Raw genomic sequence first — 22511 nt, 5'->3', positions numbered from 1 at the left:
ACCAATTATTTAGCTATATAACCTTATCAGGATGCAAAATATACATCACATTGAACCTCGGCGGAACTATAATGCCTTATGGCGGGTCGCCGTGCTTTTGTTTTTTATCTTCAGTTTTTGCCAGCATGCTGTTGCCCAAATGAGTATTTTTGGTACCAACTGTGTTACTCCCGGGCAAACCTATACTTACAGTGTAAGCAGTTCTTATGTTTCTGCTAACTCTCAAACCTATTGGGAGCTTAGCGGAGGGGTTATCGCCGGCACCGGCAGCAGTATCGAGACCAGGCCGGGCATATCCTCTATTTCGGTAATCTGGAACGATGGAGGAGGCGTAAAAACAATTAATCTGCATATTTATGGGAGCAATCTGAGCGGTTCACTCACCATAGGTACCATAGTCCCCTTGTCGCCGGGAAGCCTCACTGGTAATGTTTCCCAAACGGTAGCCTACAAAAGCATTCCCGCAACAATTACCTGCAGCACCGCGTCTGGAGGAGGTTGTCCGCCGGTGATAGAAAATTATCAATGGCAGCAAAGCACCGATCAATCCGTATGGACGGATATTCCGGGAGTTACAGGTCAGGACCTGACCTTTTATTCCCCGATCTTCGCCACTACTTATTTTCGCAGAAAGGTAACGTCCAATTCTTATCAGGTCGGATATTCCAATGTGGCGGTAGTAAACGCAGTGCCCCTTTTAAAAGGGGGTGTTGCCACCCCGGCCGCTCAGTATATTCTTACCGGTGCTACTCCTGCCGCACTTAGCGTTGCCACCGCGGGTTTGGGTGGAGGTTGCAACGGCAGTTATACTTACCAATGGTTTAGTTCATCCGATGGTATTAATTATGCCCAGGTTTCGGGTGCTACCGGAGCATCCTATACGCCAGGACCACTTACACAAACTAACTATTACCGGTTAAAGATAACCTGCGGAAGCGAGTCTGTAAATTCTAGCCCTGCAGCGGTGTATGTAAATCCGCCGGGTATCGGCAGCGCCAACCAAAACTTTATCCTGACTTCTATTCCCAATGATGCCGGTATTGCCAATCCCTCGGATCCCGCCAATACCAGAGTGATTCAAACCGTGCAATATTTTGATGATCTGGGCCGTACTATGCAAGCTGTACAGGTTAAAGGCTCGCCACTGAGCAAAGATATAGTGCAGCCCATTGCTTATGATAATTTCGGCCGGGAATCCACTAAATATCTGCCTTATGCTTTGACCTCCGGTGTAAGCGATGGCAGCTATAAAGGAAATGCCTTAACCCAGGATCAGACTGCATTCTATAACTCACCGCAGCCCGGTGGCATACCCGTAACGCCCAACCCCTATGCGGTTACTGTTTTTGAACCATCTCCCCTGAACAGGATAATAGAGCAAGGCGCACCGGGGCAGGACTGGCAACCCACAGCAGGGCATACCCTAAAAGTGGTTTATACCACCAACGACCAAACCAGCACTTTCAGTACTACACCAGGTAGCAGCAATTTAGGCAGCCGTATAGCCGCTCTATACCAGGTATCGTCTATCAACGCCAATCAAAGCCGTACACTTGTGGCCAACGGAACTTATGGCCCAGGACAGTTGTATGTTACCATTTCTAAAAACGAAAATTGGAACGCGGCCACAGACGGATGTACCAATACCACCGAAGAGTATACGGATAATATAGGGCATGTGGTACTTAAGCGTACCTATAACCTGAACACAACTACCAATAAAATAGAAGAACTATCTACCTATTACGTATATGATGACCTGGGCAACCTGGCTTTTGTACTGCCGCCGGGCTCAGGCGCCGATAATGCTTTACCCGCGCAAACAACACTGGATAATTTATGTTACCAGTACCGCTATGACGAGCAGAACCGCCTGACGCAGAAAAGGATTCCTGGCAAAGACTGGGTGTATGCAGTGTACAATCAGTTTGACCAGCCTGTACTTACCCAGGATGCTAACCAACGAGTGAGCAACCAGTGGTCAGTGATCAAATATGACGCTTTTGGTAGGGTGATCATGACCGGCCTGTGGAATGCGGGGGCAGTATACGCGCTATCCACCCTGCAAAGCAATATCTATGCGGTAACGCAATGGGACAGCCGTGATCAAACCAATAATACCACCAGCTATCCCTCCGGTTATATTCTGGGCAGCTATCCGATTATCACCAAAACGTTGACGATTAATTACTATGATGACTATAATAATATACCGGGATTGCCGCCAGGTTATTTGCCCGGAGCAGGTAGCTACAGTACGATGACTAAAGGTATGTTTACAGTGAGTAAAACAGCTGTATTAAATACGATCACCAATCAAAGCCCGGATATGCTATGGAGTGCGAACTATTATGATGACCTGGGCAGGGTCATCCGAATCTATAAACAGCATTACCTGGGCGGAACGGTTAACGCTGCTAACTTTGATGTAATACTGAATACCTATAATTTCAACGACCAGGTAACTACCATTAATCGGAGACATTTTACTACAGCATCAACCGGCACGCCGCAGCTGACGATCAATAATCAGTATGATTATGACCAAATGGGCCGTAAAACAAATACCTGGGAACAGATCACCAATGGTACAAATGCCCCCGACCCCAATGCCAAAATATTGCTATCAAAAATAGGTTATAACGAACTTGGCCAGGTAGCACAAAAAGGGTTACATGGTGGCCTCAATAGTGGTCCGGCGGCCCAGGGAACTGATATTACCCTCGGCTCTGCAGATGCTTTAACCTCGGGGCAGCAGAAAACAGTGATAGCATCGCGTAGTATTATCCTGAATCCAGGCTTTGGGGCCGCAGCAGGTTCTACTTTTATTGCGCAAATATCATCAGCCCCCATGCAAACCATTAATTATACCTATAACGAACGAGGCTGGTTGATGAGCAGCAGCGCACCGCTGTTTGCCGAGGCTTTGCAATATAATACTACGATAACTCAAAATGGGGTAACTCCTACACCGCAGTATAATGGTAATATTGCTATGCAAAGCTGGGGAACGGCAGTCGCTTTAAATAAAACCACCAGTTTTGTTTACGACCAATTAAATAGGTTGACGGCAGGCAATTCGACTACGGGTAATAATGAAAACACTATCAGCTATGATTTGATGGGCAATATCGCCGCGCTGAAACGCTATACGGTAAATACTTTAACCGATCAGCTGACATACACTTATACGGCAGGAACCAATAAGTTGCAAAGTGTAAGTGATGCTGTCTCCGGCACTGTGGGGCAAAAGGGAGGGGCAGCGAACTATACCTATGACGGCAACGGAAATTTGCTTAGCGACGACAGTAAAGGTATTACCAGTATCAACTACAATCTGTTCAATTTGCCGCAAACGATTACGGGTAAGAACACAAGTTACTTCTACGATGCCACCGGACAAAAGCTCAGAAGAGTGGTTGGGTCAGCTACGACTGATTACATAGGGGGTATCCAGTACGATGGAACAACAACCTCTGCGCCGGTATTGAGTTTTATCCAGACACAAGAAGGCCGTGCCCTGCCCAATAGCCCAACCACTTACAATTACGAATACAGCCTGACCGACCACTTGGGCAACAGGCGTGTAAATTTTGATACAAGTACCGGCACTGCCCGCCTGGTACAAACCGACGACTACTATCCTTTTGGTATGGATATTCCCTCAGGCACGAGAGTTTCTCCTGTAAATAACTACCTTTATAATAACAAGGAGTTACAGGAAAACTTAGGACTGCTTGATTACGGATTTAGATTTTATGACCCGGTAGTTGCCCGGTGGAATACGACAGACCCGCTGGCAGAAAACCATTATGATACCAATCCGTACAACTATGCATTAAATAATCCCGTACGATATATGGATCGTATGGGGTTAGATACCACCGTAAATGATGGAGATAATTGGCAAGCTAATCCAGAACATGATGGAAATTCCCTCCCGGAAGTTATAATTACCGGAGAGCCAATTCAAGGGCCCAATGGAGGCTTTGGAGACTTTGGGGGATGGAATAATTGGTTTGGCAATTCCGGATTCGGTGGATTTGGTGGCGGTTTTGGGGGTATGACATCATATGTGCCACCTACACTAAGCAGTAGCACTGGGCTATTTACAGAGCTTAGTAATAGGGGGGCCAATCAGAGGGTAATTCAAGCAGGGTTACTCAGTAGTGATGCATCTGGGAAAGATTGGCTTAATTACGGCCTTGCAGCAATAGGAACTATTAACACTGGAATAGAGATTGGTCTAAGAATTGAGAGGAGCAACCTACTTAAAATTGGCACTAACGCAGCCATTAAGCAAATCAACAAGGTAATTAATCCTAGTATAAAGGCCATTGGAAAAAATTCTAAATACTTAGGATTTGCTGGGTATGCTTTACAGATAGGTCAAGTTGGACTGAAAGTATTAAATGGCGGTGCGTTTACACGTGGGGATGTAATGGATTTGGTAGTTGGAGGCGTACTAACAGCATTGACGGTTACAAATCCCGTAGGGCTAGCAGCGCTTGGAGCGTATGGAATTCTTGATTCTTTAGGAGCATTTGATGGAATAAAATCAGCTCTTGGGGGAGATACTGTAATTTATCAGAGAGACATGTAATGAAGAAAATAAACAATTATGAAGTAATTAGGAATTCAATAATGCTGTATATCATTGTTCATTTGTTGGCAATAATAGTTAGCGCAGTTTTGCCATTGGCAATTTTAATTATGCTAAATATTACTGGCCACAACGGAATTTACATTGTTTCATTTATAACTGTTTATTTAATAATAATTTTAATAACCAGGCCATTAAGTAAATCAAAAGTATCAATTCAACTAAGTGGAGAATTTTTAAAATTCTCCTATTTCACCTTTTTATTTAAGAAAAGAAAAGAAGTTATTTTTTATTGGGATGATATTAATGATTACTTAATCCAGGAGGGGGCGCATTTTATAAAATTTTATCTATCTACGAAATCGGGAAAGCAAATTAAATTCAATATTGACACAGATGATAATGTGGGGATTTTTAAAAATTTTATCAGATATTTTGAATCTAAGGTGGAAAAACATAATTCTTTAAATTTTAATCGAACTATTGACAAGAAGAAAAGTATTTATGAAAGCCAATTCGGATTTTATTTAGCAGTATTGATTGGATGTATAATGTTGTCAATTCCTATCGTACTATTTAATAAAAATATTGTGCCCAAAATTGGATATTTAATTACATTTTATTTGGGCGGTATATACTATTTGCTTCAGATTTACCAACATAGGAATAAATCGAAGTAATTAGTATTTGACTGTTGCTACCCGTTATCTGTAGAGTTCCGTGCTATCCGAATGTCTCCGATTTCGGCCAGTATCGCGCTCGTCTGTGACGAGTGCGTAATATTGGTTTTAAGCATTTGCAATGCGATAGTATAAGGTAAATAAGCTCAATCAAAATGGTTGAGCTTTTGCCCTTTGCTGGCGCACGCCTGTGGCGTGTGAACAAGAACTGATAAGTAACAAGTAAGCCCAACCACAACGGTTGGGCTTTTACTATTTAAAAGCTAACCTTGTTTTGGCATGCTGTATAAGGCCATCTATGGCATACATGATGTGTTCTCTATCTTCATTAGGTAGTTGCTGGATAGATAGAACTTTGTCCAGGAGAGCTTGATCAATGCGCTGATCAGCCTTACCTACCAGGTAGTCTAATGATACGCTCAGGGCATCAGCGATCTTACTGGCAACTTCCACAGAGGAAATAGCCTCATCCCTTTCGTATCTACCGATAAGGTTAGCGTGAACACCAGCTTTGATTGTCAAAAACAGACAGATAGTTCTAGTTCAATGGCGATCGATATACACGTAGATAGCATTTTGAGTTATCTTATTAAAAGGTACTGAAGATGGATAATAGGTGAATAATTGAACGGTTTACCTTTTAAAGCGAACAGGTTAGAATCACATCTAACCAATACACTCCCAACAACAAAACAAACTTAAACAAGCTTCAAATAACAGATAGGGTCACTTGCAAGTCAAACAACAATCTACCTTTTAAAGACAATAGATAGAAGTAGCATTTTAACCATCCTCAATCACTTTCCTTTTTCCTATTTTTCTAACATTCTTACTCTTATAAGGGTAGTTACAAAAACTCTCAAAAAATAGGAAATTGTTACTTACAAGTCTTACCTTTTAATAAGTCAAGGTGAAAAGTCATTTAACTCATCAAACAACAATTTCTTTCATTTCATGAGTTTGCTACACTTGATATTAAGGGTGTTAATAACCCTATTTTTTAAAAAAGTGTAGCAAGCTAATTGCAATTTTACATTTCTGAATTGGGGATTTGAATCTGCACATTTTTAAATCAACCTGTATAGAGATATAGAACTTAAATGTAAAATGTGCTGAATGAAAAGGAATGGAGAGTGAGATAATAATTATTCAGCAAAGTTAAGTGTTAGCCTGGAATACAAGGCAAGGAACTACGGCATAAACACTACCCCATACACTAACCTACATTTATTCCGTTCCTCCTTGCATTTAATTTATCTTTGCACTTGTTCGGGCACCATAATTATTTATTCACTTAAACTCATAATATGAATGAACAAAGCTTGATTTCGCTAAATTGCTACCCAATTAAAGGTAAAAGTGCGCCAAAAGTGCGCCAAATATTCATCAAAACCATCAAATACGAAGCAGAAAGTAAGAATTAAGAAAAATAGAAACCAATCAAGGAGTTATTAATAAATTAGTAAAAACAGCACTCAGAAGCTGTAAAGGCACTTTTAAGGCATAAAAAAAGCCTCTTAGTTTTCTAAGAGGCTTTGGAAGTGTGGTATCAGCTGGGATCGAACCAGCGACACAAGGATTTTCAGTCCTTTGCTCTACCGACTGAGCTATGATACCTCCGTTTGGGGAGTGCAAATGTAGCTTTTTTTTTATGTTTGAAAAGTTTTTTTTGAAAAAAGTTTAAAAATATTCCCTTGAAAGTTCAGATCGATTTTTGAAATTAAACAATTTGCCAGCTAATCAGTTACTTAGCTTTAAAGATATTTTTCAATCCTAAAACATTTTTCTCTTTCAACAATTCAATTAACTTTGAATAAAATACTATGCACGCATAATGATTGCACAAGTTATATTTATTATCATATTAGGGACTGCCATTTACCTGTTTGCCAAAAATGCAGCTAAAATAAGGCGTAATATACTGCTGGGGAAAGATACTGACCGATCTGACCGGCCAGCCGAGCGCTGGAAAGTCATGGCAAAGGTAGCTCTTGGACAAACCAAAATGGTAAAACGTCCGGTTGCTGCCGTTATGCACTTTTTTATTTATATCGGTTTTGTGATCATTAATCTGGAAGTACTGGAGATCATGATCGATGGAATATTCGGCTCACATCGTATATTTTCGCACCCATTAGGAGGCTTATATGGTTTTTTAATAGGAGGCTTTGAGGTATTGGCTGTGTTAGTGCTTACCGCTTGCATTGTTTTTCTGTGCAGACGTAATATTGTTCATTTGAAACGCTTCACAGGCACCGAGATGACCAAATGGCCACGGTCTGATGCCAATTATATCCTCATTACCGAAATTTTGCTAATGAGTGCCTTTTTAACCATGAATGCGGCTGATTACAAATTACAGTTATTGCATTTTAGTCACTATGTTAAAGCAGGAAGTTTTCCGATGAGTTCATTAATTGCTCCATTATTACCTGATGGATCCGCTGCTTTGGTTATTGTTGAGCGGGTATGCTGGTGGTTTCACATTATAGGGATATTGGCATTTTTAAATTATTTGCCTTATTCCAAGCATTTTCATATCCTGTTGGCTTTCCCAAATACTTACTACTCCAATTTAAATAATAAAGGGAAGTTTACCAATATGGCATCGGTTACCAATGAGGTAAAGGCTATGCTTGATCCCTCTTTTGTGCCTGTGAATACGGGCGAGCCTGCACGTTTCGGCGCTAAAGACGTTACGGACCTGAACTGGAAAAATTTGATGGAAGCTTATACTTGTACAGAGTGTGGCAGGTGTACCTCAGTATGCCCAGCTAATATTACCGGGAAACTGTTATCGCCCCGAAAAATTATGATGGATACGCGCGACAGGCTTACCGAGGTGGGCAACAACCTGGATAAGCATGGAAAAGACCATGATGACGGTAAAGCATTATTGGATAACTACATTACCCGCGAAGAGCTTTGGGCATGTACCACCTGTAATGCCTGCGTGGATGCTTGCCCGGTAAATATTAATCCGCTGGAAATTATTACCGAAATGCGCCGCTATATCGTAATGGAAGAATCACAGGCCCCTGCCAGCCTTAATAATATGTTTGGCAATGTGGAAAATAATGGTGCACCATGGAAATATAGCCAGGCTGATAGGTTTAATTGGGCAGATGGTGATTAAGCAGGGATTTATAATAGATAAATAAGGATGTTACAAGATATAACAACAATTGAATCAAAATATAAGCTATTTATTGAAAAGGTCGCTGCAAGCAAATTGGTGTGGGTCTTAAAAAGCAAAAACGGATGGGCTAATTCTCATTCAAATGATAGTGAAGAAATTAATGTGATCCCATTTTGGTCAGATAGGGCTTATGCTAAGATCTGTGCCAGGGATGATTGGAAAGGTTATTTGCCGGTTGAAATCCCTTTAGCGGAATTTTTAGAAAGCTGGTGCACAGAGATGGCTGATAATGAAGTTTTAGCCGGTATTAATTGGGATGCCAATATGTTCGGAAAGGAAAGTGCTGCTTTAAACCTGGCACTTGATATTCTTGAACAATTGAATGCTATTAACTCGGCAATCACGTTTAAAAATTATACCAGCATAAACGAATTTATAACTGAGATCAGTGAATCACTTGATTAGCTGAGAAAAATCATAAATAATGAACCAAAAAATACCTACCATGGCCGATATGGCTGCACAAGGACAAGAGCCCGAGATATTGTTCTGGGTTGGCTGTGCCGGTAGTTTTGATGAAAGAGCGCAGAAGATAACCCGTGATATTTGTAAAATACTTCAACACGTGGGTATTAAATACGCCGTTTTAGGAACGGAAGAAAGCTGTACAGGTGATCCTGCCAAACGTGCCGGTAATGAGTTTTTGTTTCAGATGCTGGCCATGACCAACATACAGGTACTTGATGGCTATAATATTAAAAAAATAGTAACCGGTTGCCCGCACTGTTTTAATACCATCAAAAATGAATATCCAGGCTTAGGTGGCAATTACGAAGTGATCCATCATTCACAGCTTATCCAGCAATTGATTGATGAAGGAAAACTGAGGGCAGAGGGCGGTGAAAGCTTCAAAGGTAAAAAGATCAGTTTCCACGATCCTTGCTATCTGGGCCGGGGTAATAATGTTTATGAGGCACCGCGTGCGGCTCTTGAAATATTAGATACTGAATTAGTTGAATTGAAACGCTGCAAGTCAAACGGCTTATGCTGTGGTGCTGGTGGCGGCCAAATGTTCAAAGAACCAGAGCCTGGTAAAAAAGAGATCAACATGGAGCGTATGACAGATATCCTGGAAGCGAAGGCCCAGGTTGTAGCCGCTGCGTGTCCGTTTTGCATGACCATGCTAACCGATGGTGTAAAGCATCAGGATAAAGAACAGGAGATACAGGTGCTGGATATTGCCGAGATCACTGTGAGGGCCAACGGTTTATAAAGCTTTGGCCTTAAAATAGCTCAGCGCATTTTTTAAGCTGTCCAATCGGGCGGCACTCATGTTCCTTACAGGAAGATCAAGAACGGTTGACATGGAGTCGATATCTCCCTTTGGGTCTTCATAAGTTTGCACGATAATATCATCAGCGTTGGTACTTAATTCCAGCGTGCCTGTTTGCTCATCTCCCTGGTATTGTACCAGGTTTAAACGGTGTAAATTGAAGGAAAAATATTCCTGTTTACCATGTTGATAAGTTTTTCTGAGACGCAAAAAATAATCGTTGGTAAGGGTAAGTTCCCACTTTTTTAATTTAACATCAGGCGGCGGATTATATGATTCGGTAAGGCATTTATTGCTCCAGCTAAGCCATTCCTGGTCGTCTGTTTGTGGCCTGAAGCTATAATTTAGCCATCCGGCCAATAAAATGAGGGTGAATACTAAAATCTTTTTTGTTTGCGGCTGAAGTGATTTTTTCATGACAACAAAATGTAACCCGAAGTTAATAAATTGATATTTTTGTAAATGGAATTTTCTCAACACTCAAGAGTTTGGATATATCAGTCGGACCGAAAATTAACTGATCCTGAAGTAGAACAGATACAACAGGAACTGGATGATTTTACCATCGGCTGGACAGCCCATAACAACCAGTTAAAAGCCAGGGCCGAGATCAGGTATAACCGCTTTTTGATTTTAATAGTTGATGAAAGCCAGGCGGGCGCCAGCGGCTGCTCTATCGATAAATCGGTTCATTTCATGAAGCACCTGGAGCAGCATTATCACATCAATTTGTTCGACAGGTTTAACCTGGCTTATCGCGAAGGGGGAGAGGTGCTTTCATTACCACGGCATGCTTTTGAAGACCTTTTGAAGCAAGGGAAGATAAATACCGAAACCATTGTCTATAACAACATGGTGCAAAATGTAGGTGAGCTGGAAAGTAAATGGGAGGTGCCATTTAAAAATAGCTGGCATATACAGCTTTTTCGCGATCTGGTTAATCAATAGCGCTATTGCTAAAGTTGGGTTGTTTGCATAAATTTAATTATGGAACAATATGATAACCGGGTAGATATTTATATCGACAAATCTGCAGCGTTTGCCAAACCTATATTGGAATACATTAGACAAGTGGTCCACGAAGCATCGCCCCTGATCACTGAAGGCATAAAATGGGGGATGCCCTTTTTTGATTATAAAGGACCGGTATGTCAAATGGCGGCCTTTAAGCAGCATTGCGCCTTCGGTTTCTGGCGATGGTCGTTGATGAAGGGGGATTTAAAGGATACCAGTGATGCTGCCGCAGGTAGCTTTGGTCGTGTTACTACTATTGCCGATCTGCCTGCAAAGGAAATATTAATGGCCTATGTATTGCAGGGAATCGAATTAAACGAAAAAGGCATAAAAAAGGCTGCTCCGAAAAAAACTCCTGCCGAAAAAGCCGAATTAGTGATTCCCGATTATTTTATTGATTTTTTAGCTGCTTATCCTAAAGCCGTACAGGTATTTTATGATTTTAGTTATTCCAATAAAAAGGAATATGTAGAATGGATCACCGAAGCCAAAACAGAGGCTACCCGGCAAAAAAGACTCGAAACCGCCGCGGAGTGGATGAGTGAAGGTAAATCAAGAAATTGGAAGTATAAGTAGAGTAAATTGGATTTACATGGTTGACACTTTTTATGCTTTGCAATCGATCTCTTAAAGTCTATTTTTTCAAACATTAAACTGTATCGTTATAGAATATTCTAAAAATCCAACGGACCCAACCTGCGCATATTTTTCATGATGAGGTATTGTCTGTGTCTTAAATAACGGGTAGGGTTGGTGGCCGACCATCTGAGCGGGCTTGGAAATATAACCGCTATGGCAGCTGCTTCGTGCTTGGTTAAGGCTGCTGCCGATTTATGAAAATAAGCTTGTGAGGCGGCCTCTATGCCATAAATACCATCTCCCATTTCAATCTCATTAAGGTAAACCTCCATGATGCGTTTTTTGCTCCAGAAAGTTTCGATCAATACCGTAAAATAAGCTTCGAAGCCTTTGCGTAATAAGGAGCGGCCATCCCATAAAAAAACATTCTTGGCTACCTGCTGCGATATGGTGCTACCGCCGATGAGCTTTTTGCTGTGCGCGTTTTTTTCAATAGCCTTTTCAATGGCCCGGAAATCAAAACCGTGATGCTCCAGGAAGCTTTGATCTTCGGCGGCTACGGCTGCCCGCTTCATATTATCGGAGATATCATCAAAATCCTTCCATTGCTTGTCTATCTTCCAGTCCTTACCGGCAGCTTTGCGCTGAAAACCGCGCTCTATCATGAGCCAGGTAAAGGGTGGGTTTACAAAGCGGTAAAAGAGCACACCTAAAAGGCTCAACCCTACAAAAAGTAAAAAGGCAAGCTTTATAACTCTGAATAAAAGCCGGGCAATTCCATTGTTTTTAAGCTTTGAAAACCACGACTTTGACCTGGAGCTTTTTTTTGAGGATGAGGCGGAGGTGCGTTTCACTATTGATGATAAATTCTATAAAACAAAGAGGGTGTTTTGCCAATGCAAAACACCCTCTAAAATTCTACAATTAAGTTCAAAATCCGAAATCAAAACTCCGAATTCCGAAATATAAATTACTCAGCTATTACTGAGAAAGGAACCTGTACTTTTACTTCTTTGTGCAGGTTTAGGTTTGCGATGTAATCACCAACAAACTTAGGCTCCTGATCAAAAGTAATACGACGACGGTCAACTTCAAAGCCTTCTTTTTTCAATGCATCAGCAATTTGGATAGTGTTGATGGCACCGAAAATTTTACCGCTTTCACCGGCTTTAGCGCCAATGTTTAATTTAACGCCTTCTAAACGGGCAGCTATCGCGTCGGCATCCTTGCGGATCTTTTCTTGTTTAAACTGAGCTTGTTTCAAGTTTTCAGCTAAAACTTTGCGGGCGCTTTCAGTAGCTAATATGGCATAGCCTTTTGGTAAAAGGTAATTACGGCCATAACCTGGTTTAACGTTTACTACATCGTCTTTATCACCCAGGTTTTTTACATCTTGTTTTAAAATAACTTCCATTTTCTGAATCTCCTATTATTTTAATGAATCTGTAACGTAAGGTAATAAACCAATGTGGCGTGCGCGTTTAACGGCTTGAGCCACTTTACGCTGGAATTTTAATGAAGTACCGGTTAAACGACGTGGTAACACTTTACCCTGATCGTTAATGAACTTTAATAAAAAGTTTGCGTCTTTGTAATCAATATACTTAATGCCATTCTTTTTGAAACGGCAGTATTTTTTACGGTTATCCTCCACTTTTGGAGCGGTAACGTATTTAATTTGTTCGTTAGCCATTAGTTTGTTTCCTCCGCTTTAGCTGCTGGTTTCTTGTTAAAAGCACCGCTGCGTTTTTTGTCATTGTAAGCAATGGCATGTTTGTCCAAAGCAATGGTCAGGAAACGCAAAACACGCTCATCGCGCCTTAACTCTACCTCCAATTTGTTAATTAAATCACCTGGAGCCTTAAATTCAGTTAAGTGATAGTACCCTGTAGTCTTTTTCTGAATAGGGTACGCTAATTTTCTCAAACCCCAATTATCCTCCTGGACAATTTCGGCTCCGCCATCAGTTAAGATCTTGCTAAATTTGGCATTAGCCTCTTTAGCAACTTCTTCTGATAACAACGGGGTTAGAACGATCACGATTTCGTACTGTTGCATTATTATACTTTGATTTTTAATTAATTACACCCACTATTGCGGGGCTGCAAATGTAGAAAGATTATCTGTATTTATCAAGTAATTACGACTCAAAAATTAAATTGTTTAATCCATAAAATAAGCAGTCAACATTTATATTTGATAAAAATATATCACATGAAAAAAAACCTACTCCTTTTCACCATTATTTTTATGATAATGTGCGGCGCTGTTAATGCGCAAATGGCAACTCCCGGGCCGGTTGAGCAGCGAATGACCGATAGTCTTTGCAAGAGCCTGGCCAGGCTTGATATTTCAAAAATAAGTACTAAAGAAGAGGCAGTAAAGGCTTATACTGAATGCGTAATGGCCCATGCTGATTTGTTACCTGACCTTGCTGCCGAAAGAAAGGTAGATATGACAGATCAAAGTGCCATGCGTGCCGTAGGTATTGATCTGGCCAAAAATCTTGTGAAGCAAAAATGTGATTACTTTTTGAAGCTGGCTGTAAAAATGAATAGCAAAGAAGTAGAAGAAGATCGGTCAATAACTGGCACATTTAAGCGGATAGATGTAAAAGGCTTCAATTACGTTATTATAACCGAAACAGGCAAAAGTGAAAGATCATTCCTTTGGTTAAGGCAATTTCCTAATTCAGAGCGATTTATCGGTGGTGCTGCGGGGCTTATCGGGAAAAAGTTAAAAATAACCTGGCAGGAATTAGAGGTTTACCTTCCGCAGGCAAAAGGCTACTATAAGGTAAAGGAAATTTTAAGCATTGATATTTTATAGATCACAGTGAAAGCATGATTTTGAAAACTTATCTTTACATAGGTTATTTCACCCTTAAATATTCATTATGCAATTTGTAAACCCTGAATATCAAGAAGCAGTATTGCCGGATAATAACATCACCATGTTAGCTCCCGGTGGGGAGGATGACGAGTTTGAAAGCGACTGGAATGATGAAGACGATGATCTGGACAATCAATTGGACGATCTGCATGAAATTCAGGTAGATGACGATTTGGGCGAACCAGATCCGGAGGATGATTACCCTCAACCCGACGATGATGACGAATAGGGTAGCGTAGTTTAATTACATAATCATTTCATCGATACTTTAACTTCAGGCATTTTCTTGCTAACTTCGTAGCTGTGGATAATTTTATTGTTTCGGCTCGTAAATACCGCCCGGCTACTTTTGAAACTGTTGTTGGTCAGCAACATATAACCAACACACTTAAAAACGCTATTAGAAATAATCAGCTGGCTCAGGCATTTTTATTCTGCGGGCCACGTGGCGTAGGCAAAACTACCTGCGCGCGTATCCTGGCCAAAACTATCAACTGTACCAATTTACAGCCTAACGGCGAGGCTTGCGGTGAGTGTGCTTCATGTAAGGCATTTGAGAATGGTAACTCCTTTAACGTACATGAGCTGGATGCCGCGTCAAACAATTCGGTTGACGATATCAGGAGTTTGATTGACCAGGTACGCATACCACCACAGGCAGCCCGGTATAAAGTTTATATTATTGATGAGGTGCACATGCTGTCGCAGGCGGCTTTTAACGCGTTTTTGAAAACGCTGGAAGAACCACCACACTACGCCATATTTATACTGGCCACTACCGAAAAGCATAAAATTCTGCCCACCATACTTTCCCGCTGTCAGATCTTTGATTTTAATCGTATCAGGGTTGATGATATGGCTGGTCATCTGGCATCAATAGCGGGCAAAGAGAATATCAGCTATGAACCTGATGGCTTGCATATTATAGCGCAAAAAGCCGATGGTGGTTTGCGTGATGCGCTCTCGATGTTTGACCAGATCGTCAGCTTTTCTGGTGGCAAGGTTACTTACCGATCGGTAATTAATAACCTGAACATACTTGATTACGATTATTATTTTAACATAACCGACAGCTTACTACAAGAAGACACAGGTAAAGCGCTGCTGTTTTTTGACGAAATATTATCGCGAGGATTTGATGGTGCACACTTTATAGCTGGTTTGTGCGAACATTTTCGCAATTTGCTGGTGACTAAAGATCAATCCACCTTAAAATTACTTGAAGTAAGCGAGGGTATTAAAAATAAATACCTGCAGCAATCACAAAGCAGCCCGGTATCGTTTCTGCTTTCGGCTATGAATATTGCCAACCAGTGCGATATTAATTATAAGCTAAGTAAAAACCAGCGGCTCCAGGTTGAGCTTGCATTGCTTAAAATGTGCCATTTGCCCTCGGCATTTAGTATGGTAGCCTCACCGCTTACAGCAACATCCGCAGAAGACGGGTCATTAAAAAAAAAACCTGATACCGCAACAGTAGTACCACCGGTACAAAATAATAGGATCAATAATGAGGCGGCAGTATTAAGCGATACGCCCTTGTCTTATAATACTTCGAAACCTCAAAGCATTGAAAATAAGCAAGTAACAGAAGCAAAAGAGCAAGCACCTGCAGAAAAGCCTAAAATATTTATACCATCGCCAAGTCTGGGTTCGTTATCCATAAAAATACCTTCGCTTACAGATACGGGTAAAACTGCTGAAGAAGAAGCCGATGAAGAAGATCCTTACTTAAAGGGAGATGACCGGGAGGATTTTACCATGGACAACTTTTTGCAGTGCTGGAGTGATTTTGCCGCAAAGATTAAAGGAGAAGGTAAAAAGAACCTGGTAACCATTTTTATTGCCAACGCCCCCCGGATGCTTAAACCCTATGAGTTTGAGATTGTGGTGGGTACCAAACTGCAGGAAAACTTATTTAAAGAAGAAAGAGCCGCTTTACACAATTACCTGCGGGGCCGGTTAAAAAACTTTACTATTGAAGTAAATGCACGTGTAGATGAGCAGGAGGTAGTAAGAAAGCCATATACAGCAATAGAAAAATTTCAGTACCTGGCTGCCCGTAACCCTCAGCTCGTCGACCTGCGCAACCGCTTTAATCTTGATTTTGATTAGGAGATTAGTTAGTGGTGAGCTGTGAGTGGAGAGTAGTTATTAACTTACAACTCATCACTCACCGCTCGCTAATTTATTTTAAAAATTCCGAATCATTTTTAGGATACCCTTCTTCATCCAGATCATCACGGTCATCTTCAGGAGTGTGTGCTAATGCAGAATCTGTAGGGTCAACCTCTACAATATCGCCATCATCAATGTGCATGCCAAGATCATCAACATCAGTTTCAATCGATCTTTTACCGGCATATTCCTCATCTGTATCATCATAAGGATTGGCTTCGTCATAAGTTGAATTCATGTCGTTGCCGTTTTTGACAGAAGTATTATAAGGATCGGGATGGTCATAATCCGGATTGTCGCTCTTTACATCATATTCAAAGCTATTATCATCGGAGTTGTAATTAAGATCCTCTTTGTCAATGGTTTCGCCTAACTCATCTTTTAATGTTCTGTCCCGATCGGCGCTGTTATCGTTTAAAGCGTCATCGTCTTCATAATCATCATTAAATTCGGGGTTTATATTTTGATTGTTCATCAGTTTTTGCTTTGATTAAATATACCAAAAAACCTTGCCAAAATTCAAAAAGAGTAATTAATAATATATCTGTTTGCGGTAAGATGTTACACCCCCAATACCTACTTTTATACCCAGAATAAACTGCGTAAATATATCATTGTGGCGCCCGGCTTTGTATCCATCAAGATTATCATCCATTACCCTGTTGTATTGATAGCCCAGATCTATCTTAATGCCGGGATCATTATACTGGTTAAATAGTTTTATCTCATAACCTATTCTTAAAGGTATAAAAGGTATTTGGCTATTATTATCGCCTGCTGGTTGAACACCAGCCGGCAGACCATTTTCTCCGCCCCTTTTTACATGGTTCACCAGGTATCCGATGCCGGTTGAAAGGTAAAACCCTTTAAAGGCATTAGCCATTGGGCTTTTAGAGTAATCCATTAACTCACCGGCTTGCAGTTGCACCCTTAAGGCAAAGGCCCAGAAATGATTTTCAAACGTACGGCCATATCCCTGATTGACATCACCGGCTTTAAGGCTACCAAATTGTCCTTCAAAAACATAGTTTACAAACGGGCCATGGTTGTAATTGAAGTTAAATTGAGCCGATGGGGTATACTTTAAAGCTTTGGTTACATCTGTACTGATGGGATAGTTAAGACCAAGGCCTACGCCAACATCATATTGTGCATAGTCGTAACCTAATTGAGCTTTTGCTAAAAATGCACTGGTGCATAAAGTAATTGTAAGAGCTGTTTTTAATATCAGTTTTGTCATAAATAGACATTAGGGGGCTATTAACTGGCAATCTGTTTTTATTTAATTAACGTTTAATTTCATAAAAATAGTATCCGCCCCTGCCAACACAAGAAACTTGCCATTACAACCATTCGGGCCCAAATAAATCAAATTTCATTTAATTATTAATGAAAATGGTAAAGTCTATTTAATATATTTGAAGCCATTAAAATAAAAAAACAACAACATCAGGTATGTCAAAAATTAAAGTAGAAAATCCGGTAGTTGAACTGGATGGCGATGAAATGACCCGAATTATCTGGAAATTTATCAAAGACAGGTTGATAATTCCTTATCTGGACCTTGATATCAAATATTATGATCTGGGTATCGAGTATCGTGATGAAACTAATGATCAGGTGACCGTTGATGCCGCTAACGCTATCTTAAAATATGGTGTAGGTATTAAATGCGCCACTATTACACCTGATGAGGCCCGTGTAGAAGAGTTTGGCTTAAAACAAATGTGGAAATCACCAAATGGAACTATCCGTAATATTTTAGACGGTACCGTTTTCCGTGAGCCCATTGTAATGGCTAACGTACCGCGTTTGGTTCCTAACTGGACCGCACCTATATGCATAGGTCGTCATGCCTTTGGCGATCAGTACCGTGCTACCGATTTTTTAACCAAAGGAAAAGGAAAGCTTACAGTAACTTTTACTCCCGAAGATGGTGGCGCCGAGCAATCATACGAAGTGTATAATTTTAAGGGCGATGGTGTAGCCTTAACTATGTATAATACCGATGAATCTATTAAAGGATTTGCACATGCCTGCTTTAACCAGGCATTAATGAAAGGCTGGCCTTTATATTTATCAACCAAAAATACCATCCTGAAAAAATATGATGGTCGTTTTAAAGATATTTTTGAAGAAATCTATCAGCAGGATTATAAACAAAAGTTTGCGGAAGCAGGCATTACTTATGAACACCGCCTGATTGATGATATGGTTGCATCTGCATTAAAATGGAACGGCAACTTTGTATGGGCTTGTAAGAATTATGATGGCGACGTACAGTCAGATACGGTAGCGCAAGGTTTTGGTTCATTAGGTTTAATGACCTCCACTTTGGTTACACCAGATGGTACTGTTATGGAAGCCGAAGCAGCGCATGGTACGGTAACCCGTCACTATCGGGAACACCAGGCTGGTAAACCAACGTCAACTAATCCAATTGCGTCTATCTTTGCATGGACAAGAGGATTAGAGTTCCGTGGTTTGCTGGATAATAACCAGGAGCTGGTAAACTTCTGTAAAACTTTAGAGCAGGTTTGTATAGAAACTGTAGAAAGTGGAAAAATGACCAAGGATTTGGCCATCACCATTAAACCAAAGGTTGAACATGGTACAGATTACCTTTACACCGAAGAGTTTTTGGCTGCTATTGACGAAAACCTGAAAGTTAAATTAGGTAAATAATTTATAACTTAATTCATACAAAAAGCCCGCTTCAAAAAAAGCGGGTTTTTTTGTGCCCATCAATTTTTTGGTAAAAAAAGCTGAAGCGGTTTATCTGTTTCTTTTTTTAACTCCTAACTTAGCGCTATAAAAACAAAACCGATGTCAGCATTATATCCATTAAAATTTAAAACTATTTATAAAGACAAAATATGGGGTGGTCAAAAGATCAAAACTTATTTACATAAAGATTTTGGTGCTTTGCCTAACTGTGGTGAAACCTGGGAAATATCAGGCGTAAAATCTGATGTATCTGTAGTGGCCGATGGTGAACTGGCTGGTGAATCATTGGCCGATTTGCTGGAGAAATATCAAGACGAACTGGTAGGCAAAAAAGTTTATGCACATTTTGGTAATATATTCCCCTTGCTGGTGAAATTTATTGATGCCAATGAAGATCTGTCTATCCAGGTGCACCCGAATGATGAACTGGCCAAAAAGCGTCATAATTCATTTGGAAAAACCGAGATGTGGTATGTAATTGAAGCTGACCCGGGTTCAACCCTGATAGCCGGTTTTAATCAGGAGCTTAACGAGCAGATCTACCTGGATAAATTTAACAGCGGACACCTTACCGATATTTTGAATAAGGAAAATGTAACGGCAGGTGATGTGTTCTTTTTACCGGCCGGCAGGGTACACACCATCGGCAAAGGTTTACTGATTGCCGAAATTCAGCAGACATCTGACATTACTTACCGCATATATGATTTTGACCGGGTTGATGATAAAGGCAATAAACGGGAACTGCATACCCAGGAAGCCCTTGCTGCTATTGATTATAAACACTACCCGGAATATAAAACCAGCTATCAGCCTAAAAAGGATGAAACCGTAAAGCTGGTTTCTTGTCCTTATTTCACAACTAACCTGCTCGATTTTACACATAGTACTTCTAAAGACTACTCTTCACTTGATTCTTTTGTTATTCATGTATGTGTGGAGGGAGCTTACTCTATAAAATACAACGGCGAAGTATATTCTGTAAAAATGGGTGAATGTATCTTACTGCCTAAAAGCATCGATCAGGTGGAGCTGGGAACAACCGGCAGCTTTAAAATATTAGAAAGCTATATTGAATAATATACCTAATTAGTACAGGTATAATTTAAGAGTACCTGTACTAATTTTTTTATTGTCTTGCTATTCCCTGCAAATTTTTAAAAATTTCCTGCAGCTGCTTAACATCCACCGGTTTAAAAATATAATCTGAAATAGAAGGAATATTTTTCGCGCGGTCAATGTCGTGTAAGTCAATGGAGGAGCTGAGGATATAAACGGAGATTTTTTTTCCCAATTGGGACTTTATTTCCTCAAATTCTTTCATGAATTCCCAGCCATCCATTATAGGCATAATGATATCCAGAAATATAATATCAGGTAAATTCTGAGTATTGCCAGGGTCTTTTAAATGAGCAATTGCTTCACTGCCATTGTTAAAGTGTGTAACCTGCTTACATAGGTCTTTTATGCTGAGTAGTTTTTTTAATCCGTAAGCGTAAATTTGGTTATTATCAATTATGCAGGTATTAACAGAGGGAGCGGCTATAATCATTTATCAGTACTAAGTTATACCAGTTTAATGGTAAATTTAGTGCCAATATTTACGGTGCTTTCAATTTTAATGGTGCCACCAAGCGCTTCTATCTGGTTGCGGGTGATAAACAATCCTATGCCTTTGGCGTCGGGGTTTTGATGAAATGTTTTGTACATGCCAAATACCTTATCCCCGTACCGGTCAAGATCTATCCCAATGCCATTATCTTCAAATATCAGGTATATATGGTTTCGCTCTTTCATCGTATGGCAAATGATGTGCGGTTGCCTGTCCGGGTGACTGTATTTTAAGGCGTTGGTGAGCAGATTTTGCAAAATACTTTCCATATAAGCCGGTATATAACTTATCTGCGGACACTGACTAAAATCATATTCTATACGGGCATTAAACGCTTCTATATTGCTTTTTATAGCCAACTGAATGTTGTTGAAAATAGCTTCAAAGCTAATGATACTTCTTTCGTTGGTAATTTCGGTTTGTATCTTAACAATTTCGTTCAAATGCTCGATAGTGGCGTTTAAGCTACTGCTGATCGATTTAATATGCGTGAAGATCTCCGTACGATCTTCTGTCAATTCTGTTTCTTCATACAGGTTTACCATGAACTGTAAATTACCGGTATGCGACCGCAGGTTATGTGACACAATATAAGCGAAATTTTGCAGGCGCCTGTTTTGATCAGTCAGTAAATTGAGTGATGATTCCAGGCTCAGCCCTTTGCGTTTGTTGCTGTCGATATCCTGTAAAATGCCCCTTATGGTAACACATTTGCCGTATTCGTTAATGATGGGCACACCTTTGGCGCGTACCCATATCACATGATTTTTGGCTGTTCTGAATAGCAGTTCCAGATCATATGGCTGGCAAAACTCCAGGGCGTTATTAATGGCGTTTTGTATAACGGGGCGATAGGGTGGTTCAAAAAAACTTACCCCTTCTTCAATGCTGAGCTTTATTTCGGTTTGCAGTTCAAAAATATCGTAGATCTGTTTGGATAAAGTTAAATTAAGAGTAGCTGCATCAATTTCCCAACTGCCTAATTTAGCTATCCGGATAGTGTCGCCGTAATGCTGATCATTACGTGTTGCTTTTAACTCGGCTTGTTTATATTGGTTGATATTGATAATAGAGCCATATATAATTTGCCCGTTTTTATCATATTGCTTTTTGATGGTGCTTTCAAACCAATGATATCCGGATGATTTGGTGAGTAACCTTATCTGAATCGGTTTTGCAGAGGTAGCGCTTTGATCATTTAAAGCGTTTAGAAAAACTGCCTTGTCCTGGTGATATAAAAGATGATCAAAAAATATATGATTGGAGCATTCAATTTCATTAGCTTCGTACCCCAAAATACTGTAAAAACCTGCCGACCATTTAATGACCCTCGTGTTAATATTATATTCCCAAATACCTGCATTAATATTATCAATTATTTGAGCAAGATGCAGCCTGCTGTCATCAGAAAACCTATCCTCAGAAAAACTCATATAAATTAATACCTACTCATTTTTTTGGTAACGACATGCTCTCTATAAGAAAATTATGTGCCATAATTTAAAATCACGAAAATTACAACCGTTGGTTGTGTGCGTTTTTCTGATGGGTAACCGTAAAGTTTAACTCACCGAATTTCAAATATAGTATTTGGAATTATATAAACAACTCTAATACTGATGATTACAAAATAAAATTTATCGTATTAAAACATTGTCATTTTGACGCATTCATAGCTCGAAATAATCGATTTGAGTAGGCTTTATACATAGTTAGTCTATATTTAATTGTAAAAGATATAACAATTATGATTT

General features: G+C 40.2%; 22 protein-coding genes and 1 tRNA gene. 12 read left to right on the top strand and 11 right to left on the bottom strand.

The genetic code is table 11. The features are described 5' to 3' along the window. Nucleotides 1-31 precede the first annotated feature (31 nt). Both ACNURT_RS21260 and ACNURT_RS21255 read left to right on the top strand, forming a co-directional pair. Entirely contained in the window at nucleotides 32-4603 is a 4572-nt protein-coding gene (locus ACNURT_RS21260; protein WP_419699436.1) for a DUF6443 domain-containing protein, read from the top strand. Next, nucleotides 4603-5283, top strand: coding sequence for a hypothetical protein (locus ACNURT_RS21255; RefSeq protein ID WP_419699435.1), 681 nt, complete (start codon nucleotides 4603-4605; stop codon nucleotides 5281-5283). The genes ACNURT_RS21260 and ACNURT_RS21255 overlap by 1 nt, the downstream gene beginning before the upstream one ends. A 252-nt stretch (nucleotides 5284-5535) precedes the next feature. On the opposite strand, the gene ACNURT_RS21250 is transcribed toward ACNURT_RS21255, so the two are convergent. Then, on the bottom strand, nucleotides 5536-5805 hold the full coding sequence (locus ACNURT_RS21250) for a helix-turn-helix domain-containing protein (RefSeq protein ID WP_419699434.1): 270 nt from the start codon (nucleotides 5803-5805) through the stop codon (nucleotides 5536-5538). 1022 nt (nucleotides 5806-6827) lie between these two features. After that, a tRNA-Phe gene (locus tag ACNURT_RS21245) sits at nucleotides 6828-6900 on the bottom strand. Between the two features lie 217 nt (nucleotides 6901-7117). Here ACNURT_RS21245 and ACNURT_RS21240 point away from each other — a divergent pair. From ACNURT_RS21240 to ACNURT_RS21230, 3 genes are read left to right on the top strand one after another with little or no spacing between them, the layout of a single operon-like run. Next, nucleotides 7118-8419 (top strand): 4Fe-4S dicluster domain-containing protein, encoded by a 1302-nt coding sequence (locus ACNURT_RS21240; RefSeq protein WP_419699433.1) that lies wholly within the window; start codon nucleotides 7118-7120, stop codon nucleotides 8417-8419. 27 nt (nucleotides 8420-8446) lie between these two features. Continuing rightward, the gene (locus tag ACNURT_RS21235) at nucleotides 8447-8887 is read left to right on the top strand and encodes a DUF2750 domain-containing protein (RefSeq protein WP_419699432.1); all 441 of its coding nucleotides are present in this window, start codon (nucleotides 8447-8449) and stop codon (nucleotides 8885-8887) included. A gap of 19 nt (nucleotides 8888-8906) precedes the next feature. Further along, nucleotides 8907-9695, top strand: coding sequence for a (Fe-S)-binding protein (locus ACNURT_RS21230; RefSeq protein WP_419699431.1), 789 nt, complete (start codon nucleotides 8907-8909; stop codon nucleotides 9693-9695). Here the strand turns inward: ACNURT_RS21230 and ACNURT_RS21225 are convergent. Further along, a complete protein-coding gene (locus ACNURT_RS21225; protein ID WP_419699430.1) occupies nucleotides 9690-10172 on the bottom strand; it encodes a hypothetical protein in 483 nt (160 codons plus the stop codon). The two genes, ACNURT_RS21230 and ACNURT_RS21225, sit on opposite strands and share 6 nt — an antisense overlap. A 45-nt stretch (nucleotides 10173-10217) precedes the next feature. Here ACNURT_RS21225 and ACNURT_RS21220 point away from each other — a divergent pair, with 45 nt between their 5' ends. Then, nucleotides 10218-10703 carry an ABC transporter ATPase gene (locus ACNURT_RS21220; protein ID WP_419699429.1) on the top strand — a complete coding sequence of 162 codons (486 nt, stop codon included), beginning with the start codon at nucleotides 10218-10220 and terminating at the stop codon, nucleotides 10701-10703. Nucleotides 10704-10742: 39 nt separating this feature from the next. Next, nucleotides 10743-11345, top strand: a complete 603-nt coding sequence (locus tag ACNURT_RS21215) for a YdeI/OmpD-associated family protein (protein WP_419699428.1) — start codon at nucleotides 10743-10745, stop codon at nucleotides 11343-11345. Between the two features lie 98 nt (nucleotides 11346-11443). On the opposite strand, the gene mtgA is transcribed toward ACNURT_RS21215, so the two are convergent. The 4 genes from mtgA to rpsF all read right to left on the bottom strand — a co-directional run bounded on the left by mtgA (nucleotide 11444) and on the right by rpsF (nucleotide 13406). Further along, nucleotides 11444-12124 (bottom strand): monofunctional biosynthetic peptidoglycan transglycosylase, encoded by a 681-nt coding sequence (gene mtgA / locus ACNURT_RS21210; protein ID WP_419702139.1) that lies wholly within the window; start codon nucleotides 12122-12124, stop codon nucleotides 11444-11446. Between the two features lie 194 nt (nucleotides 12125-12318). Beyond that, nucleotides 12319-12762, bottom strand: a complete 444-nt coding sequence (rplI, locus tag ACNURT_RS21205; protein WP_419699427.1) for a 50S ribosomal protein L9 — start codon at nucleotides 12760-12762, stop codon at nucleotides 12319-12321. A gap of 15 nt (nucleotides 12763-12777) precedes the next feature. Continuing rightward, nucleotides 12778-13041: a 30S ribosomal protein S18 gene (gene rpsR, locus ACNURT_RS21200; protein WP_022833472.1), complete on the bottom strand. Its 264-nt coding sequence runs from the start codon at nucleotides 13039-13041 to the stop codon at nucleotides 12778-12780. Continuing rightward, a complete protein-coding gene (gene rpsF, locus ACNURT_RS21195) occupies nucleotides 13041-13406 on the bottom strand; it encodes a 30S ribosomal protein S6 (protein WP_370996142.1) in 366 nt (121 codons plus the stop codon). Before rpsF ends, rpsR begins: the two co-directional genes overlap by 1 nt. Before the next feature lie 156 nt (nucleotides 13407-13562). Between rpsF and ACNURT_RS21190 the strand changes: the two genes are divergently transcribed. From ACNURT_RS21190 to ACNURT_RS21180, 3 genes are all read left to right on the top strand, one after another. Further along, complete coding sequence (locus ACNURT_RS21190; RefSeq protein ID WP_370996141.1) at nucleotides 13563-14177, top strand: hypothetical protein; 615 nt, start codon at nucleotides 13563-13565, stop codon at nucleotides 14175-14177. A 67-nt stretch (nucleotides 14178-14244) separates the two neighbouring features. Then, complete coding sequence (locus ACNURT_RS21185; protein WP_370996140.1) at nucleotides 14245-14469, top strand: hypothetical protein; 225 nt, start codon at nucleotides 14245-14247, stop codon at nucleotides 14467-14469. Nucleotides 14470-14543: 74 nt separating this feature from the next. After that, nucleotides 14544-16355, top strand: coding sequence for a DNA polymerase III subunit gamma/tau (locus tag ACNURT_RS21180; RefSeq protein ID WP_419699426.1), 1812 nt, complete (start codon nucleotides 14544-14546; stop codon nucleotides 16353-16355). Between the two features lie 73 nt (nucleotides 16356-16428). On the opposite strand, the gene ACNURT_RS21175 is transcribed toward ACNURT_RS21180, so the two are convergent. Both ACNURT_RS21175 and ACNURT_RS21170 read right to left on the bottom strand, forming a co-directional pair. Then, nucleotides 16429-16893 carry a hypothetical protein gene (locus tag ACNURT_RS21175; protein ID WP_419699425.1) on the bottom strand — a complete coding sequence of 155 codons (465 nt, stop codon included), beginning with the start codon at nucleotides 16891-16893 and terminating at the stop codon, nucleotides 16429-16431. Nucleotides 16894-16950: 57 nt separating this feature from the next. Further along, complete coding sequence (locus ACNURT_RS21170; RefSeq protein WP_370996137.1) at nucleotides 16951-17658, bottom strand: hypothetical protein; 708 nt, start codon at nucleotides 17656-17658, stop codon at nucleotides 16951-16953. A gap of 215 nt (nucleotides 17659-17873) precedes the next feature. Here ACNURT_RS21170 and ACNURT_RS21165 point away from each other — a divergent pair, with 215 nt between their 5' ends. Together ACNURT_RS21165 and ACNURT_RS21160 are read left to right on the top strand one after the other, a co-directional pair. Further along, complete coding sequence (locus ACNURT_RS21165; protein ID WP_370996136.1) at nucleotides 17874-19103, top strand: NADP-dependent isocitrate dehydrogenase; 1230 nt, start codon at nucleotides 17874-17876, stop codon at nucleotides 19101-19103. A gap of 141 nt (nucleotides 19104-19244) precedes the next feature. Further along, complete coding sequence (locus tag ACNURT_RS21160; protein ID WP_419699424.1) at nucleotides 19245-20225, top strand: type I phosphomannose isomerase catalytic subunit; 981 nt, start codon at nucleotides 19245-19247, stop codon at nucleotides 20223-20225. Nucleotides 20226-20274: 49 nt separating this feature from the next. On the opposite strand, the gene ACNURT_RS21155 is transcribed toward ACNURT_RS21160, so the two are convergent. Both ACNURT_RS21155 and ACNURT_RS21150 read right to left on the bottom strand, forming a co-directional pair. Next, nucleotides 20275-20697: a response regulator gene (locus tag ACNURT_RS21155; protein ID WP_419699423.1), complete on the bottom strand. Its 423-nt coding sequence runs from the start codon at nucleotides 20695-20697 to the stop codon at nucleotides 20275-20277. A 14-nt stretch (nucleotides 20698-20711) separates the two neighbouring features. Then, nucleotides 20712-22190, bottom strand: a complete 1479-nt coding sequence (locus ACNURT_RS21150) for a PAS domain-containing protein (RefSeq protein WP_419699422.1) — start codon at nucleotides 22188-22190, stop codon at nucleotides 20712-20714. Between the last annotated feature and the right edge of the window lie 321 nt (nucleotides 22191-22511).

It is taken from the genome of Mucilaginibacter sp. NFX135 (assembly GCF_048565145.1).
Taxonomy (GTDB): Bacteria; Bacteroidota; Bacteroidia; order Sphingobacteriales; family Sphingobacteriaceae; genus Mucilaginibacter.
The sequence above is the reverse complement of the archived record's forward strand: the minus strand, read 5'-3'. Positions and strand labels throughout refer to the sequence as shown.

What these genes read in the sequence shown, in the direction of transcription:
- ACNURT_RS21255 (WP_419699435.1), top strand. Translation starts at nt 4,603, where the DNA reads ATGAAGAAAATAAACAATTATGAAGTAATTAGGAATTCAATAATGCTG.
- ACNURT_RS21190 (WP_370996141.1), top strand. Translation starts at nt 13,563, where the DNA reads ATGAAAAAAAACCTACTCCTTTTCACCATTATTTTTATGATAATGTGC.
- ACNURT_RS21155 (WP_419699423.1), bottom strand. Translation starts at nt 20,697, where the DNA reads ATGATTATAGCCGCTCCCTCTGTTAATACCTGCATAATTGATAATAAC.
- ACNURT_RS21215 (WP_419699428.1), top strand. Translation starts at nt 10,743, where the DNA reads ATGGAACAATATGATAACCGGGTAGATATTTATATCGACAAATCTGCA.
- ACNURT_RS21170 (WP_370996137.1), bottom strand. Translation starts at nt 17,658, where the DNA reads ATGACAAAACTGATATTAAAAACAGCTCTTACAATTACTTTATGCACC.
- ACNURT_RS21260 (WP_419699436.1), top strand. Translation starts at nt 32, where the DNA reads ATGCAAAATATACATCACATTGAACCTCGGCGGAACTATAATGCCTTA.
- ACNURT_RS21240 (WP_419699433.1), top strand. Translation starts at nt 7,118, where the DNA reads ATGATTGCACAAGTTATATTTATTATCATATTAGGGACTGCCATTTAC.
- rplI (WP_419699427.1), bottom strand. Translation starts at nt 12,762, where the DNA reads ATGGAAGTTATTTTAAAACAAGATGTAAAAAACCTGGGTGATAAAGAC.
- rpsF (WP_370996142.1), bottom strand. Translation starts at nt 13,406, where the DNA reads ATGCAACAGTACGAAATCGTGATCGTTCTAACCCCGTTGTTATCAGAA.
- ACNURT_RS21220 (WP_419699429.1), top strand. Translation starts at nt 10,218, where the DNA reads ATGGAATTTTCTCAACACTCAAGAGTTTGGATATATCAGTCGGACCGA.
- ACNURT_RS21230 (WP_419699431.1), top strand. Translation starts at nt 8,907, where the DNA reads ATGAACCAAAAAATACCTACCATGGCCGATATGGCTGCACAAGGACAA.
- ACNURT_RS21225 (WP_419699430.1), bottom strand. Translation starts at nt 10,172, where the DNA reads ATGAAAAAATCACTTCAGCCGCAAACAAAAAAGATTTTAGTATTCACC.
- ACNURT_RS21235 (WP_419699432.1), top strand. Translation starts at nt 8,447, where the DNA reads ATGTTACAAGATATAACAACAATTGAATCAAAATATAAGCTATTTATT.
- ACNURT_RS21175 (WP_419699425.1), bottom strand. Translation starts at nt 16,893, where the DNA reads ATGAACAATCAAAATATAAACCCCGAATTTAATGATGATTATGAAGAC.
- ACNURT_RS21185 (WP_370996140.1), top strand. Translation starts at nt 14,245, where the DNA reads ATGCAATTTGTAAACCCTGAATATCAAGAAGCAGTATTGCCGGATAAT.
- ACNURT_RS21160 (WP_419699424.1), top strand. Translation starts at nt 19,245, where the DNA reads ATGTCAGCATTATATCCATTAAAATTTAAAACTATTTATAAAGACAAA.
- ACNURT_RS21150 (WP_419699422.1), bottom strand. Translation starts at nt 22,190, where the DNA reads ATGAGTTTTTCTGAGGATAGGTTTTCTGATGACAGCAGGCTGCATCTT.
- ACNURT_RS21165 (WP_370996136.1), top strand. Translation starts at nt 17,874, where the DNA reads ATGTCAAAAATTAAAGTAGAAAATCCGGTAGTTGAACTGGATGGCGAT.
- rpsR (WP_022833472.1), bottom strand. Translation starts at nt 13,041, where the DNA reads ATGGCTAACGAACAAATTAAATACGTTACCGCTCCAAAAGTGGAGGAT.